This is a genomic window from Rhodococcus sp. AD45-ID (genome assembly GCF_003023755.1).
Lineage (GTDB): Bacteria > Actinomycetota > Actinomycetes > Mycobacteriales > Mycobacteriaceae > Rhodococcus_F > Rhodococcus_F globerula.
The window spans coordinates 3,050,715-3,066,453 of sequence record NZ_PYHL01000001.1 but is presented as its reverse complement, the minus strand read 5'-3'; the positions used below and the strand labels follow the sequence as shown (position 1 = coordinate 3,066,453).

At 61.9% G+C, this 15,739-nt stretch carries 13 protein-coding genes; 4 read left to right on the top strand and 9 right to left on the bottom strand.

Going from position 1 to position 15,739, the window contains the following annotated elements; translation table 11 throughout:
- Positions 1 to 108 precede the first annotated feature (108 nt).
- Positions 109 to 1,863 (top strand): glycoside hydrolase family 13 protein, encoded by a 1,755-nt coding sequence (locus C7T36_RS14080; RefSeq protein WP_204368967.1) that lies wholly within the window; start codon positions 109 to 111, stop codon positions 1,861 to 1,863.
- Complete coding sequence (locus C7T36_RS14075) at positions 1,829 to 2,428, top strand: histidine phosphatase family protein (protein WP_045066172.1); 600 nt, start codon at positions 1,829 to 1,831, stop codon at positions 2,426 to 2,428. Before C7T36_RS14080 ends, C7T36_RS14075 begins: the two co-directional genes overlap by 35 nt.
- A gap of 6 nt (positions 2,429 to 2,434) precedes the next feature.
- Here the strand turns inward: C7T36_RS14075 and C7T36_RS14070 are convergent, their stop codons facing one another.
- From C7T36_RS14070 to C7T36_RS14045, 6 genes are all read right to left on the bottom strand, one after another.
- On the bottom strand, positions 2,435 to 3,424 hold the full coding sequence (locus tag C7T36_RS14070) for an ABC transporter ATP-binding protein (protein ID WP_033235355.1): 990 nt from the start codon (positions 3,422 to 3,424) through the stop codon (positions 2,435 to 2,437).
- Positions 3,424 to 4,521: an ABC transporter ATP-binding protein gene (locus C7T36_RS14065; RefSeq protein WP_033235354.1), complete on the bottom strand. Its 1,098-nt coding sequence runs from the start codon at positions 4,519 to 4,521 to the stop codon at positions 3,424 to 3,426. The genes C7T36_RS14070 and C7T36_RS14065 overlap by 1 nt, the downstream gene beginning before the upstream one ends.
- Positions 4,518 to 5,612, bottom strand: coding sequence for an ABC transporter permease (locus C7T36_RS14060; RefSeq protein ID WP_230590249.1), 1,095 nt, complete (start codon positions 5,610 to 5,612; stop codon positions 4,518 to 4,520). The genes C7T36_RS14065 and C7T36_RS14060 overlap by 4 nt, the downstream gene beginning before the upstream one ends.
- Complete coding sequence (locus tag C7T36_RS14055; protein WP_033235352.1) at positions 5,605 to 6,561, bottom strand: ABC transporter permease; 957 nt, start codon at positions 6,559 to 6,561, stop codon at positions 5,605 to 5,607. Before C7T36_RS14055 ends, C7T36_RS14060 begins: the two co-directional genes overlap by 8 nt.
- A gap of 111 nt (positions 6,562 to 6,672) precedes the next feature.
- Positions 6,673 to 8,289 (bottom strand): ABC transporter substrate-binding protein, encoded by a 1,617-nt coding sequence (locus tag C7T36_RS14050; RefSeq protein ID WP_045066168.1) that lies wholly within the window; start codon positions 8,287 to 8,289, stop codon positions 6,673 to 6,675.
- Between the two features lie 192 nt (positions 8,290 to 8,481).
- The gene (locus tag C7T36_RS14045; RefSeq protein ID WP_045066167.1) at positions 8,482 to 10,077 is read right to left on the bottom strand and encodes a Na+/H+ antiporter; all 1,596 of its coding nucleotides are present in this window, start codon (positions 10,075 to 10,077) and stop codon (positions 8,482 to 8,484) included.
- Positions 10,078 to 10,123: 46 nt separating this feature from the next.
- Between C7T36_RS14045 and C7T36_RS14040 the strand changes: the two genes are divergently transcribed.
- The gene (locus tag C7T36_RS14040) at positions 10,124 to 10,444 is read left to right on the top strand and encodes a UBP-type zinc finger domain-containing protein (RefSeq protein WP_033235431.1); all 321 of its coding nucleotides are present in this window, start codon (positions 10,124 to 10,126) and stop codon (positions 10,442 to 10,444) included.
- Between the two features lie 99 nt (positions 10,445 to 10,543).
- Here C7T36_RS14040 and C7T36_RS14035 read toward each other — a convergent pair whose 3' ends face one another.
- Positions 10,544 to 12,166 (bottom strand): ABC transporter substrate-binding protein, encoded by a 1,623-nt coding sequence (locus C7T36_RS14035; protein ID WP_033235349.1) that lies wholly within the window; start codon positions 12,164 to 12,166, stop codon positions 10,544 to 10,546.
- A 174-nt stretch (positions 12,167 to 12,340) separates the two neighbouring features.
- The gene (locus tag C7T36_RS14030) at positions 12,341 to 13,966 is read right to left on the bottom strand and encodes an ABC transporter substrate-binding protein (protein ID WP_045066166.1); all 1,626 of its coding nucleotides are present in this window, start codon (positions 13,964 to 13,966) and stop codon (positions 12,341 to 12,343) included.
- Positions 13,967 to 14,098: 132 nt separating this feature from the next.
- Between C7T36_RS14030 and C7T36_RS14025 the strand changes: the two genes are divergently transcribed.
- The gene (locus C7T36_RS14025) at positions 14,099 to 15,004 is read left to right on the top strand and encodes an SDR family NAD(P)-dependent oxidoreductase (protein WP_045066165.1); all 906 of its coding nucleotides are present in this window, start codon (positions 14,099 to 14,101) and stop codon (positions 15,002 to 15,004) included.
- A 22-nt stretch (positions 15,005 to 15,026) separates the two neighbouring features.
- Here the strand turns inward: C7T36_RS14025 and C7T36_RS14020 are convergent, their stop codons facing one another.
- The gene (locus C7T36_RS14020; RefSeq protein ID WP_045066162.1) at positions 15,027 to 15,731 is read right to left on the bottom strand and encodes a hypothetical protein; all 705 of its coding nucleotides are present in this window, start codon (positions 15,729 to 15,731) and stop codon (positions 15,027 to 15,029) included.
- Between the last annotated feature and the right edge of the window lie 8 nt (positions 15,732 to 15,739).

The window sequence follows — 15,739 nt, the reverse complement described above, 5'->3', positions numbered from 1 at the left end:
GGTTTGCCGAAAACGTCCCCGCGGGGACGTCTCGACCTCGAAACCTCGAACTTCTCACTCAACAAGACTGCCGAAATTTGGCCGCACTCAACCTGTTAGAACGGAAGGGTGCCCCACGAATCCCCGAATCTCACCCTGCCCGACAACACCTTCCGCGACAACGAATGGTGGCGCAGCGCCGCGATCTACCAGGTGTACATCCGCAGCTTTGCCGACGGCAATGGTGACGGCGTCGGCGACATCGCCGGAATCCGAAATCGCTTGAGCTATCTGGCAGAGTTGGGCGTCGATGCCATCTGGGTCAACCCGTGGTACCCGTCGCCGATGGAGGATGCGGGCTACGACATCTCCGACTACCGCAGCATCGAACCGTCATTCGGCACGATGGAACAGGCCGAGGCCATGATCGCCGAAGCCCATGATCTCGGGATGCGCGTCATCCTCGACCTGGTGCCCAACCACGTCTCCGAGGCGCATCCGTGGTTCCAGGAAGCCCTGCTCGCGCAGCCCGGATCGGCCGAGCGCGGACGGTTCCACTTCCGCCCGGGCAAAGGTGCGGCAGGCGACGAGGCACCTAACGACTGGGTCAGCTCCTTCGGCGGTCCCGCGTGGACGCGCGTCAAGGATTCGGACGGCAATCCAGGTGAGTGGTACCTACACCTCTTCACACCCGGACAGCCGGATGTGAACTGGCGCAACGCGGATATCCGCGGCGACTTCGAGACGACGTTGCGGTTCTGGTTCGACCGTGGTGTCGACGGATTCCGCATCGACGTCGCCCAGTCACTGTGCAAAGACGCGGATCTGCCCGACCTGAACGGGCTGACCTACCCCACGCCGGTCCCCGCCGACGGTTCCGAACCGGTGGAGCATCCGCACTTCGACCGCGACGAAGTCCACGACATCTACCGTTCCTGGCGAGCGGTGGCCGACAGTTACGATCCGCCGCGCGTATTTGTCGCCGAAGCCTGGGTGGGCAACCCCGCACGCCTCACCCGTTACCTGCGCCCGGACGAACTCCACAGCGCCTTCAACTTCAACTTCCTGCTCGCGCCGTGGAACGGAGCGACGCTACGCAGCGTCATCGACACAACGATCACGTCGCATGCTGCAGTGAATGCATCTCCCACCTGGGTACTGTCCAACCATGACGGCGTCCGTCATCTTTCCAAATATGCGAGGCCGCAGACAGATTCGCGCACCTGGTTCCTCAGCCAGATCCGCGACATCCCCGGCGACTTCGAACTCGGCGAGCGGCGGGCACGCGCCGCGGCGATGCTGATGCTTGCACTCCCAGGCGGGGTTTACATCTATCAGGGCGAAGAACTCGGCCTGGCCGAGGTGGAGGACATCCCGGACGATCAGTTGCAGGATCCGATCTGGGAACGGACCGGGCACCGCGAGCGTGGCCGCGACGGCTGCCGAGTTCCGCTGCCGTGGTCGGGCGACACCGCCCCATACGGCTTCAGCCCCCCGAACGCCAACCAGGCTCCCTGGCTGCCACAGCCGCAGGGTTGGAGTGAGCGCACCGTCGAGTTCCAGACGGGCAAGGCCGACTCCACTCTCGAGCTCTACCGCAGCGCGCTGTCCCTACGCCGCAGCCTGTCGGCGCTGGCCACCGAGCCGCTGACTACCGCGACGCTGACCTGGATGAGCGACGACAACGATCAGGTGCTGGACTTCCGGCGCGGCAGTGCGCTGCGCTGCGTCGTCAACACGTCTTCCAAGCCAATCGCGCTTCCCGACGGTGACGTTCTGCTTGCCAGTGGTCCACTACCCGGCAACGGCACGATCCCCGCCGACACGGCCGTCTGGCAAGGTGTCCCGTGTGCAACTACTCCTGATCCGACACGCGCTCCCTGAACTGGCAGAGGTCACCGAGGGTCGTGCTGATCCCGCGCTGACAGACGAGGGCCACGCCCAGGCACACCGACTGCCTGCGGCGTTGGCCCCGTACCGGATCACGGGGCTGTTCAGCAGCCCACAAAAGCGCGCTCTGGAAACCGCGGCTCCCGTATCGAAAGTTCTAGGACTCCCGGTCACCGACCTTGCGGGTCTGGCCGAGTACGACGCCGAGCAATCCCACTACATTCCGATGCACCAGGTCTTGGAGCGAGCACCACAGACCTACGAGCGCATCAAAGCCGGTTGGCTACCCGAATCGATCGACGCCGACGCATTCCGCACTCGTGTCCTCGGAGCGATCGACGACATCGTGGCGTCAACGGACAACGACGCCACCGTGGCGGTGTTCTGCCACGGCGGCGTCGTCAATATCGTTCTGCAGGAGTTACTCGGCCTGGAGCGTCCGCTGACGTTCCCGATCGAGTATGTCTCCGTCACTCGTATTCTCGTGTCCCGCAACGGTAATCGACGGGTTGCGTCGGTCAACGAAACAGGTCACGTCCGAAACATGTTGCGCGTCTAGCTCAACTCACACGTTGTGGCACGCCACCTGGTGTCCGCCGTCGACGAGTCGTAGCTCCGGAACTTCCTCGGCGCAGCGATCCGTGGCGAGAGGGCACCGGGTGCGGAACCGGCAGCCGCTCGGCGGGTTCAGCGGCGACGGAAGCTCCACGACCTTCTGGTCGACGTTCTGCGCCGCAGTCACCGTTGCGTCGGGATCGGGGATCGAGGACAGCAGCAACTGCGTGTACGGATGCAGCGCACGGTTCTGCATGTCTTCTGCGGGAACGATTTCGCAGACGCGGCCCAAGTACATGATCATCACGCGGTCGCTGATGTTCTTCACAACGGCCATGTTGTGCGCGATGAAGAGCAGTGACAGCCCGTGCCGCCGCTTGGCATCCTCGAGCAGGTTGAGGATCTGTGCCTGCACCGAGACGTCGAGACTGGAGACGGGTTCGTCGCAGATCAGCACCTTGGGATCGAGCATCAAAGCTCTTGCGATGCAGACACGTTGGCACTGACCGCCCGACAATTCGCGAGGGGTGCGATCCCAGACCACGTCGGGGTCGAGGCCGACCTCGGCAAGGACGGCGCGAGCGCGGGCCTCGATTGCGGCCTTGTCCTCACCACCCCAGATCGACGGTCCTTCGGTCACGAGCGCCTTGACCTTGCGGCGCGGGTTGAGCGAGGAAATCGGATCCTGGAAGATCATCTGCAGCTGAGTACGGCTGCGACGCAACTCTTCCGATCCCAGCTCCGTCATCTCCACGTCACCGAGCCGGATGGACCCCGATGTCGGCGAGGGCAACTGCATGATGGCTCGCCCGGCGGTCGATTTACCGCAACCGGATTCGCCCACCACGCCGAGGGTTTCACCCGCAGCGACGGTGAAGCTGATTCCCGAGACGGCGTGAACTGTCTGTCCCTTGCCGACATTGAACTCGACAACCAGATCTTCGACCGTCAATGCGTCGTCGAGCTTTACCGGCTTCTTGGTATCGGTTGCTGCAGTCATCAGACCATCTCCTTCACTGCGAGCGAGAGGCCCGCTGCGGTCTTGCCGGCCTTCTCGTTGGCTACCAATGCCGCTGTGCCCTCAGGGGTGTCGACGGGGAAATGGCACGCAAACGAGTGGCCGTCGGACGTGTTGTCGCCCGGTCCGCCGAGCGCGAGTGCCGGGTCGCCGGTCAGGCAGTCGTCCTGCGCGTACTTGCAGCGAGCTGCAAAGCGGCAACCGGTCATCGGCTTTGTCATGTCCGGCAGTCCGCCCGGAATGGTTTGCAGCACCGTGTGCGTCGGCGATTCGAGGCGCGGAATCGCGGCCATCAGCGCTTCCGTGTACGGATGCCGTGGACGCGAGAAAAGCTCTTCCGTCGCCGATGTTTCCACGACGGAACCGGCGTACATGACGGCGACGCGATCGGAGCGTCCCGACACCACGCCCAGGTCGTGACTGATGAGAATCACGGCCATGTTGAGCTTGTCGTTGAGCGAGGCGAGCAGATCCAGGATCTGCTTCTGCACCGTCACGTCGAGAGCCGTCGTCGGCTCGTCGGCGATCAGCAGCTTCGGCTCGCAGGCCAAAGCCATTGCGATGACAACTCGCTGGCGCATACCACCGGACAGCTCGTGGGGGTACTGGTCGAGGCGACGCTTGGGCTCCGGAATTCCCACCATCGACAGGAGTTCAGCGGCGCGGTCACGGGCCGCGTCCTTCTTGAGTCCGAGATGGAACTTCAAGGATTCGGTGATGTGCGTGCCGATTCGCTTGAACGGGTTGAGCGACGTCATCGGATCCTGGAAGACCATGGCGATCTCCGGGCCCCAGAAGTGCTTCATCTCCGACTTTTTCATCGTCGACATGTCGCGGCCCGCAAACGTGACCGTTCCGGTGATGTCGAGTGCCGGACCCTTCTCCAGCAGACCCATGATGGTGCGGCCGAGAACCGACTTGCCGGAACCCGACTCACCGACGATGCCAAGAGTCTCACCCTCGGAAACGTGGATGGACACACCGTCGACGGCCCGCAGTTTGCCTCGGGGAGTCGCAAATACGGTTCGGATGTTGTCCGCTTGCAGCAGCGGTACGCCATTTGTCACTGAAGTGGTCACAGCTTGCTCCGATACTTCTCACCGATGAGGTTGAACGAGAACACCGTCAGGAAGAGGAAGACGCCGGGCACCAAAACGATGAACGGGTGCTTCTCCACGATGCCGCCCTGGCCTTCTGCAATCATGTTGCCCCACGTGGGATCCGGCTGAGCGATACCAAGTCCGAGGAAGCTGAGCGATGCTTCCGCGACGATCAGGCCGGACACGGCGACGAGGCCGAGTGCTGCGACGGGAACCAGAACATTGGGTACCAGTTCTCGCCAGATGACTCGCCATTTGGTGGCACCCATTGCCCGGGCAGCGAGCACGAACTCACGTTGGGCGACCACTATCGTATTGGCTCTTGCTATTCGAACCATGCTGGGAATGCAGAGAATCGACAGTGCCAGGGTGATGTTGCGCAGGTTCGACGTAAGGACAGCAGCCAGCGCGATCAGCAGAACCAGGGACGGAATTGCGAGCAGCGAGTTGGTGAGGATCCCGACTACCGCGTCGATCTTGCCGCGGAAGTACCCGGCCATGACGCCGATCGTGCCGCCGATGACGATGCCGATGAGCACCGCGCAGATTGCGACGGTGAGCGAGGCACGCGCTCCGTACAGCGCGCGGGCCAGGAGATCGAGACCGAAGTTGTTGGTACCGAGCGGATGCTCCGAGAGCAGGCTCGGAGGTGCAAAGCCGGGCTCGGCCAAAGTCTTGACCGTGTCCTTGTATTCACCGAGCGGCAGGAGCGGCGCGACGATGGCCGCAACAACCAGCGCTACGAGCCAGATGCAGGCCAGCCAGTACGACAGGTCGAATTGGCTCCCCCACCTGGCGATACCGATCTTCCCCAGTCCCTTGAACAGGAACACGAGCGAGGCCAGGCCGATGACGATACGAACGATCATCATGATGCCGGACCCGAAGAGGGCGGTGCCGAGCAGAGCGATACCGACGACGGTCAGGATCGTGCCGATCAGGACCAGGTTCTTCGGCTTCTCCAGCGTTTCTATCGGACCGGGCGCAAGCAGGACGGTCTGCTGCCGATATGTCATCACCTCGGACGGGGCCGGCGCGGGGGCCGCTCCGTCGGGCGTCACTTCAGACATGGACACGACGACTCCTCGGGTCAAGATAGGTGTACAGAACGTCGATCGCACTGTTGACGACCACGTAGATGACGGCAATCACGACCACCGCACCCAACAGCATCGGCGAATCGCCTTGTTGTGCAGCCCGAACGATGAGTGTGCCCATACCGGGCAGCGAGAACAGTGTCTCGACGATGACGGTGCTGCCGATCATGCCGCCGAGTGCCAGACCCATCATGGTGATGAGCGAGAACGACGACGGCCGCAAGGCGTCACTGAACAGGACGCGCAGCGTGGGCATGCCCTTGGCCTTCGAAGCGAGGATGTAATCCTCACGCAAGGTGGTCACGAGGTCGCTGCGCAGAACGCGGGTGAACATCGCCATCTCGAGCAGACTGATGGTGATTGCGGGAAGTATTGCGTGCGATAGGTTTCCGGAGATGCTGTCCCCGATTCGCACCCACTGCGAGCGCGGGAACCAACCCAACCAGTTCACCGTCACCATGATGAGGAGCAAACCGGCCAGGAAGCTCGGAATCGAGAGAACACCGAACGTTGCGGCGCTGATGACGCGGTCGATGACGCCACCCTCGTGATGTGCCGACCACAGTGCGAGCGGAACGGCGACAACAAGAGCGATGACAAGGCCCATCACTGCAAGCTGAACGCTGACCGGGAGAGCCGAGCCGATTGCGGAGAGAACTTCCTGCTGCGGCGGGACCAGCGAGGTACCGAGATCACCGGTAAGGGCGCTCGTCAACCAGTCCCAATAACGAACCAGGAGTGGATCGTTGAGTCCGAGCTGCTGGCGCATTTCCTCGTATTCGGCGGGGGTACGACCCTCACCCAATACCGCGACCGCCGGGTCACCGGGGATCAACGACGCCAGCACGAAGGTTCCGAAACTGACGATGAGGAGCACAATGACGAGCTGGCCCAACTTCTTACCGATTGCGCCGATGTTCATAGATTTCGTCTCCTTCGGGCAGCCAACTCGCAATTCACAGCAATTCCTCGTATCTCATTCGTCTCGGTTAACGTGTCCGGCCCCGCGAGGGCCGGACACGTGTAGGTCGAGTCAGGACTTCCAAACGCTGTCGAACAGCATGATTCCGTCGATGCTCTGCTTCAGGCCGTGAACGTTCGTGTTCCACACGTCCAGCGTCGGGACGTTGCCCCAGACGATCCACGGCACCGTCTCGGTGGCGCGTTCCTGAATCTTTGCGAGAACAGCCTTCTTGTCCTCGTCGTTGGTGGCAACACCGAGCTGATCGAGAAGGACGTCCATCTCGGCGTCGGCGTAGTTGGTGACGTTGTTACGGCCACCGGACTTGATGCCCGTGTACAGACGCTCGAACGGGTCTGCCTCGGACAGTGAACCGGCTGCGGTGCTCATGTCGTAGTCACGGTCGACGTACATCCGCTTGACCAGATCGCCTGCGCCGGTGACGTACTCGATCTGCGTGTCGAAACCGACTGCGTTGAGCATTGCCTGCACGCCGAGCGCAGTCGACTGTGCGGACGGCTCCTGGATGGAGAGGAAGGTGACCTTGCCGTCGAAGCCGTCTGCCTTGGCCTGATCGAGCAGTTCCTTGGCCTTGGCCGGATCCACACCGGTCGGAGCGACGTCGTTGTGCCAGCGGGAGGTGTCCTGGAAGATCACCTGTCCGGGAAGGCCCTTGCCGTTGTTGACGCGGGTGTTGAGGGTTTCGGGGTCGATCGCCATTGCCATTGCCTGGCGCACACGAAGATCCGAACCGGGGCGACCTTCGGCCATGTTGACGTTCGCGATGTAGCCGAGCGACGGGATGTCGATGAAGCCAGGGTTGCCGTTCTCGATCAGATCGAGGATCGGGGTGAGCGTACGCATGTACGCCGCGTCGATGCCACCGGTCTTGAGAGCCTCGGCAGTGGGCTGAGCTCCGACGATGCTGATGAGCTTGAGCTTGTCGACCTTCGGTGCGCCGCCGAAGTAATCGGGACGGGCAGCGAGCAACAGCTCCTCGTTGGGAGCAAAACGCTCGAGTGTGAATGCGCCGGCGCCGATCGGCGTGAACTGATCACCCTGCTGCGCAGCCGGAGCGACGATCATGCCGGGACCAGTAGAGAGCATCGATTCGATACCCGTCCACGGGTCGACGAGGTTGAAGACAACCGTCGACGCGTCCGGGGTGTCCATCGAGGCAACCTTGGCTGCCCACAGGCTCGACTGCGCTGCCTTGTTGTTGACGTAGCGGTTGATGCTGTCGACAACTGCCTTGGAATCGAGAGATGTTCCGTCACTGAACTTGACGCCGTCACGAAGCTTCAGCGTCCACGTCTTGCTGTCCGAGCTCGGCTCGAGGGACTGCGCCAACTGCGGAACGAACGTCTTCTCGATGGGGTCGTAGCGCATCAGCACGTCGTAGATCGCGCTGAGCTCACTGCCACCTGTTGCGCCGGCAACCTGGATCTTCGCCGGATCGAGCGATGTCACTGCGGAATAACCGCTGAACGTCAGCGTGCCACCCGTGGTCGGGGTGCCGGGATCAGCCTGTTCGTTGACCAATCCGATCTTGAGCGCGGAACCCGACTCGACAGATTCACCGCCGCCGCTCGACCCGTTGTCGGCGCACGACGCCAGGAACATACTTGCGGTGATCGCCAGCGTGACCGCAGCTAATCTGCGATGCCCGCGGCGGGAACTACGACTCATTCTGATGCCTCCAAGGCAGGAAAAACTGTGACTTCTTGTTGAACAAGAAACAGTGTGTGATGCGACGCACAGAATGGTTCGAACGAGTCCCGCTCAGTGGAATTGGTTAAGTTGCGGTCCTCAACGGTTATCTAAATCGCCCTGGCCTGCGCATTCCGCCAAACCAAAGAGACCTATCGGTCTAGTCCCGATCTAGTCCCGATCCAAGGTCGCTTCCTCCAGATCCAGCTCACGTAGCACCTTCCGTAGGACCTCGTCATCGATGCGGCCGCCATCGCGTTCGGCAATGAACACAGTCCGCTCGGCGTCGATCATCTCGAGACGCAGAGCCCGGAATGCCGCCGACGGGCTCTCCCCCAGATCGTCGTCGCTACGCCCAAGCCGCTCCCACGCCGAATTGGCTCGGTGCGTGTTCCAGGTCCGCAGGATGTCCGCCGCTCGATCCCGCACCGCGGGCACACCTCCGTCCTGCTCGGCAACCAACTCGTCCAGCCGCGCTGCTGCTGCCCGCGCCGCCTTGTCCTGCGCGGCCGCCTCCGCTCTCGCGTCGGACTGCGCTTCCTCCCCCTGAACACCGAGCGTGCGGATAACCCACGGCAACGAAAGACCGTGCAGGAGCAATGTTCCGACCACGACGACAAATGTCAGGAACAAGATCAGCGAACGCCCGGGGAACTCCTCACCACTGTTCACTGTCAAGGGAATGGCAAATGCTGCTGCCAGCGACACGACTCCGCGCATCCCTGCCCACGACACGACAAATACCGACCGCACCGACACGTCCGGTTCCCGCGCGCGGATCCGCGGCGACAACCACCGCGGCAGGTACGTGGCCGGAAAGACCCACGCGATCCGCACAACCACAACGGTCGCGAGCACCGCGATGGACGCCCACACCACCATCGAGGTGCTGTACCCCTGCAATCCGCTCACAACACTGGGCAATTGGAGCCCGATCAACAGGAACACAAACGACTCGAGGATGAGGTCGACGGCCTTCCACACGGCCGTATCCTGCAGGCGTGTCGCATAACTGGCCCGAGTGGAACGCTGACCCAGGAAAAGGCCGGCCACCACTACGGCAATGACGCCCGACGCATGGATCTCTTCCGCAGCCAGGTAGGTGAAGAACGGCACCACCAAGCCGATTGCACTCTCCATCACCGGATCGCGAAGTTTGCCACGCACTTTGGAGATCACGAACCCCACCGCAAGCCCGATCGCCGTTCCGCCGACAGCGGCGATCACAAACGTCTCGAACCCGCTCGCCAATGTGGCACCCGTGCCAACGGCCGCCGCCAAGGCAACCTTGTAGGCCGTCAGGGCGGTGGCGTCGTTGAGCAGGCTCTCACCGCCCAGGAGTGTCATGATCCGACGCGGCAGTCCGAGCCTACGTCCGATTGCGCTCGCCGACACCGCATCCGGCGGCGCCACAATCGCACCGAGAACCAACGCCGCGGCAATCGAGAACTCCGGCACGATCAGATACGCGACCAAGCCGACCGCTGCGGTCGTCGCGAGGGGCAGACCCACCGCGAGCAACCCGATGGGACGCAGATTCGATCGCAATGCCAGATATGAACTGTCCAACGCCGCCGAGTACAGCAACGGTGGTAACACCACGAACAGAACAAGATCCGGATCGAGCTCGAGATCCGGTACGCCGGGTACCTGACACGCGATCAACCCGAAGACCACCAGTATCAACGGCGACGACAAACCGAATCGACGCGCAACCGCTGCGACCAGCAAAGCCGCTACTACAACCCCCAGTAATATGCCGTTCACTCTGGCAGCATGCAGGATCGGCGGCCACCGTGCACTATGGATGGTGATGAAAAAAATCCTGAAGCGCGTCGCCGCCCGCACACCGGCACCCGAACCGGTGGCAAGCGGTTGCGAAGAATTGGCTGAAACGCCCGAAACCGACCCGGCCGCTTTAACTCCCGGCGTCTGTCAAGAATGCGCCAAGCTGGGCGAGGACAACTGGTCACACTTGCGAATCTGCCTCACCTGCGGCCACGTCGGATGTTGCGACTCCAGCCCGCACCAACACGCCACCAATCACTATCGCGAGACCGGACACCCCGTGATGCGGTCCCACGAACCTGGCGAGTCCTGGCGCTGGTGCTATGTCCACGATCTGATGGACTAGATACCGCGAAATACCTGGACACCCCGAAATACACCGAAGCCGGAGATGCAGTGCGCATCTCCGGCTTCAGCTTTGCCGTACTCAGTTATTCACGTTCCGTCAGTTGGTCTTCCACGCCTCGTCGAAGAACATGATTCCGTCGATGCTCTGCTGGACACCGTGAACGTTCTTGGCCCACACGCCAAGCCACGGCGTGTTGCCGAGGATCTGCCACGGCACAACCTCAGTGGCGCGTGCCTGGATCTTGGCCAGGACCTCTTTCTTCGCGTCATCGGACGTCGCGACACCCAACTCGTCGAGCAGCGTGTCCATCTGAGCGTCGGAGAAGCTTGTTGCGTTGTTACGTCCACCGGTCTTGAGGTTCGAGTACAGACGCTCGAACGGATCGGCTTCCGGAAGGTTGGCGGAGCCGGTCGACATGTCGAAGTCGCGGTCGACGTACAAACGCTTGACGACGTCGGCAACCGAGTTGACGTACTCGATCTGGAAGTCGAAACCAACGGCATTTGCCATCGACTGCAGCGCGAGAGCCATCGCCTGAGCCGAATTCTCCTGCATTGTCAGGTACGTGATCTTGCCGTCGTAACCGTCAGCCTTGGCCTCGTCGAGAAGCTGCTTGGCCTTGGCCGGGTCGACACCGATCGGAGCCTCGTCGTTGTGCCAGCGCGAGCTGTCCTGGAAGATGACCTGCCCCGGTAGGCCCTTACCTTCGTTGAGTCGGTTGTCGAGTGCAACGGGATCCGTTGCCAGAGCCAGTGCCTGACGCACGCGCACGTCGGCGCCCGGGCGACCCGGAGCCGTGTTGAGCAGTGACAGGTACGACAGCGACGGGATGTCGACGTAGCCCGGGTAGCCGGAGTCGATGAGGTCGAGCACGTTCGGCAGTGATCGCATGTACGCGGCATCTGCGCCGCCACTCTTGAGCGACTCGCTCGTGGCCTGCGAACCGACGATGCTGATCATGCGCAACTTGTCCACGTTCGGGGCACCCGCGAAGTAATCCTCACGAGCGTCGAGAATCAGCTCCTCGTTGGGAGCGAACTTCTCGAGTGTGAACGCACCCGCGCCGATCGGCGTGAACTGATCACCCTGCTGCGCGCTGGGCGCAACGATCATTCCGGGGCCGGTGGCGAGCAGCGACTCGATACCCGTCCACGGGTCGACGAGATTGAAGACAACCGTCGACGCGTCCGGCGTGTCGACCGACGCGACCTTCGACGCGTACAGGCTGGACTGCGGTCCCTTGTTGGTGACGTATCGAGCCAGGCTCGACGACACTGCCGCAGAGTCGACCTGCGTGCCGTCACTGAACTTCACACCATCGCGCAGCTTGAGCGTCCAGGTCTTGAAATCCGAACTCGGCGACATCGAGTTGGCGAGCTTCGGAACGAACTTCTGCGACGTGGGATCGTAACGAAGCAGGGTGTCGTAGATCGCCCCGAGCTCCGAGCCGGCCACCGAGCCGGCAATCTGTGTCTTCGAGGGATCGAGACTTGTCACCGCGGAGTATCCACTGAATGTCAGCGTTCCCCCCTTGACCGGATCGCCCTCGTTCGTCGATGCGTTGACGGGACCGATCGTCAGAGCTGAGCCGGACTCGGGTGCGTCGCCGCTGCCGCCGTCCGCTCCACTGTCGGCACACGAAGCCAAGAACAAACCGGCGGAAACAGCCAGTGCGACTGCTGCGACCTTTCGACTGCCGCGCCTAGAACTGCGACTCATTTACGAACCTCCAGATCGGACCTTCAACTGTGATGTGATGCGAAGCTGTCACAGTTTGTGACCTAAGGCACAAGTATTAATTCTCAGTCCCACTCAGTGGAAAGTACGAGGCCAATGGCCTGTGCGCCTTTCTGGCAGTGGGGGCTACCAGAAAGGCGCACGGGGGCGTAGCCCCTACTTCTTCCACACCTCGTCGAAGAGCAGAATCCCGTCGATACTCGGCTGAAGTCCGTGCACATTCTGGTTCCACACGTCCAAAGCCGGTCCGGTGCCCCACACCTGCCACGGCAGGGTTTCGTTGGCGCGTTCCTGAATCTTCACGAGGACGGCCTTCTTGTCGTCGTCGCTGATTGCAACACCCAACTCGTCGAGCAACTGATCCATTTCGGCGTCCGAGTAACCCGTGGTGTTGTTACGCCCACCGGTCTTGAGACCCGTGTAGAGACGTTCGGAGGGGTCCGCCTCGGTGAGGTTGAGAGCAGCGGTCGCCATGTCGTAGTCGCGATCGGCGTACATCCGCTTGACCAGGTCACCGACGTTGTTGACGTTCTCGATCTGGACGTCGAACCCGACGGCGTTGAGCATGGCCTGCACAGCGAGTGCCGTGGCCTGCGCCGACGGCTCCTGCATGGTGAGGTAGCTGATCTTGCCGTTGTAACCGTCCGCCTTCGCCTGATCGAGCAGTTCCTTGGCCTTGGCCGGATCCACACCGATCGGAGCGACATCGTTGTGCCAGCGAGACGTGTCCTGGAAGATCACCTGACCCGGAAGGCCCTTGCCGTCATTGGCCCGGACATCAAGGGTGGCCGGATCGACGGCGTATGCCATCGCTTGGCGCACACGCAGATCCGCTCCGGGTCGACCAGCGGCCATGTTGACGTTTGCGATGTAGCCGAGCGAGGGAATGTCGATGAATCCCGGGTAGTCGGACTCCACCAGATCGAGGATCGGCCCCAACGTTCGTATGTACGCGGCGTCGATCCCACCGGACTTCAACGCCTCGGAGGTGGGCTGTGCACCGAGAATGCTGACCATCTTGAGCTTGTCGACATTCGGCGCGCCGCCGTAGTAATCGGGACGAGCAGCGAGCAGCATTTCCTCGTTGGGAGCAAACTTCTCGAGCGTGAACGCACCGGCGCCGATCGGCGTGAACTGATCACCCTGCTGCGCAGCCGGAGCGACGATCATTCCGGGGCCGGTGGAGAGCATCGGCTCGATTCCCGTCCAGGGATCAACCAGGTTGAAGACGACCGTCGTTGCATCCGGCGTGTCCATCGAGGCGACCTTGGCAATCCACAACCCCGACTGCGGTCCCTTGTTGGTCATGTACCGGTTGATACTCGCCGTGACGGCCTGCGCATCGAAAGGTGTTCCGTCGCTGAACGTCACACCGTCGCGCAGCTTCAACGTCCACGTTGTGCTTTCTGCATTGGGCTCGAGCGACTCCGCCAGCTGCGGTTCAAACGTCTGCTCGATGGGGTCGTATCGCATCAGCACGTCGTAGATTGCACTGAGCTCGCTGCCACCGGTGGAGCCGCTCACTTGAGCCTTGGCCGGATCGAGCGTCGTCACCGGCGAGTAGCCGCTGAACGTGAGAGTACCGCCCTTGGTGGGCGATCCGGGATCGGCCTGCTCGTTGACCATTCCGATCTTCAACGACGACCCGGAATCAGCCGACTCGCCTCCGCCCCCGCCCTCGTTGTCGTCATTTCCAGCACATGATGCAAGGAACAAACTTGCGGTGATCGCCAGTGCGGCAGCTGCCGCGCGGCGACTACCTGATCGGGAATTGCGGCTCATCGAAACCTCCAGGTCGGTCGTACAACTGCGGTGTGAAGCGAAGTTCTCACAGTTTGTGACCTGAGACACAGTGTTTCGCAAAATAGCCTAAGCTGCGCAAAACGACGGGGGAAACACATGAGACTGAACCGCATGGGACTACTGAAGGACATCGGGAGCTGGCGACGCGGAGCAAAGCTGCAGCGACGCCTACGCGACCTCACCGGAACACTCGTGGTTGTCACCGGAGCCGGCAGTGGCATCGGCCGCGAGACCGCGCTCGCTTTTGCCGCCGAGGGCGCAATCGTCGTTGTGTGCGACGTCAACCTCGAAAGTGCCCAGGACACAGCCGCACTCGTCAACTCACCCGCAAGTGCCGGCGGAGCCGAAGCCGTCTTCGGTGGAGGCGCACACGCGTATCACGTGGACGTTTCCGACGAGCACGCCATGACTCGATTCGCGGAAACCGTAGCCGCACACCACGGAGTTCCCGACATCGTCGTCAACAATGCCGGTATCGGTTTTTCGGGAACCTTCGCAGACACCACTGTGGCCCAGTTCGAGCGAGTCATGAACATCAACTTCTGGGGAGTTGTGTACGGCTGCCGCGCCTTCTCACCGATGATGATCAAACGCGGCTCCGGCGGACACATCGTCAACCTCTCGTCCGCCGCGGCATACACACCCCAAAAAGCGTTGACCGCTTACTCGACCAGCAAAGCCGCAGTGTTCATGCTTTCCGATTGCCTGCGCGCAGAACTACTTCCGCACGGAATCGGCGTCAGCACCATCTGCCCGGGGATTGTCGACACCAACATCGTCAAGACCACCGAGTTTGCCGGAACCACTGCAGCGGAACAACTTCGAAACCAAACGAAGGCGGACAACTTCTACCGTCGACGAAACTTCACGCCCGACCGGGTGGCAAGCGCAATCGTCAAGGCAGTGCGAACCAACAAGGCAATTGTGCCCGTCACCCCCGAAGCGAAACTCGGGTACCGACTCAGCCGGTTCTACCCGAGTTCCATGCGCGTCGGAGCCCGCATCAATGCTCTATGAGGCGGGCTCTATGAGGCGGCTGTTAGCTCCCGAATGAAAGACTTCCCGTAAATCCTTGTCGGACGTCGTCTTTCGATCGGGGAAGCACTTCATACGTGTCCGCGTACTGCCCACTGAAGCCGGTCACGGTGATCGGTCGGCCAACCAGAATGGACGCCGGGTCGAGACCCGCCTGCGTGTTCACGAAGATGACAGTGTTTCCTCCCGCTCCCGACACCAAGATCTTGTGTCCGTACGGCAGATCGTCGATGACCGGCGCGCTGACGATGCCGGACACCGTGACAAGCCGTCCCTCACTGCTCTCGCCGATTACACTGAGCGGCAACCGCTCCGGCCGTACCGCCGGGGCGGAACCAAGACGCGTGACCACGCTCGGACGAATGACAAGCAGGCCCTCCTGATCCGCGAGAACACCACTGACCTCGACCTGGTCACCAACAGTCACAACCGAGTTGTCAGGATCACTGACATAAATGCCCGAATTGCCGCTCTGGAGACCAAATCCCTTGTCATAGAAGCTGGATTCGAAATCCCCGGATGACGTAGTCGCAATTCCCGACACCGTAACCTCGGCGCCGATTGGCAGCGAGCGAACGAGCTCGATCGAATTGACCGCTACCACCGATGGCACCGGAGGCAAAGGTTCGGCAACTGCAGGTGCGCCAGCGAATATTGCTACTCCCACAGCACCTGCAGCCGCCCAAGTCAGAACTCGAACATGATTCATCGATGAAT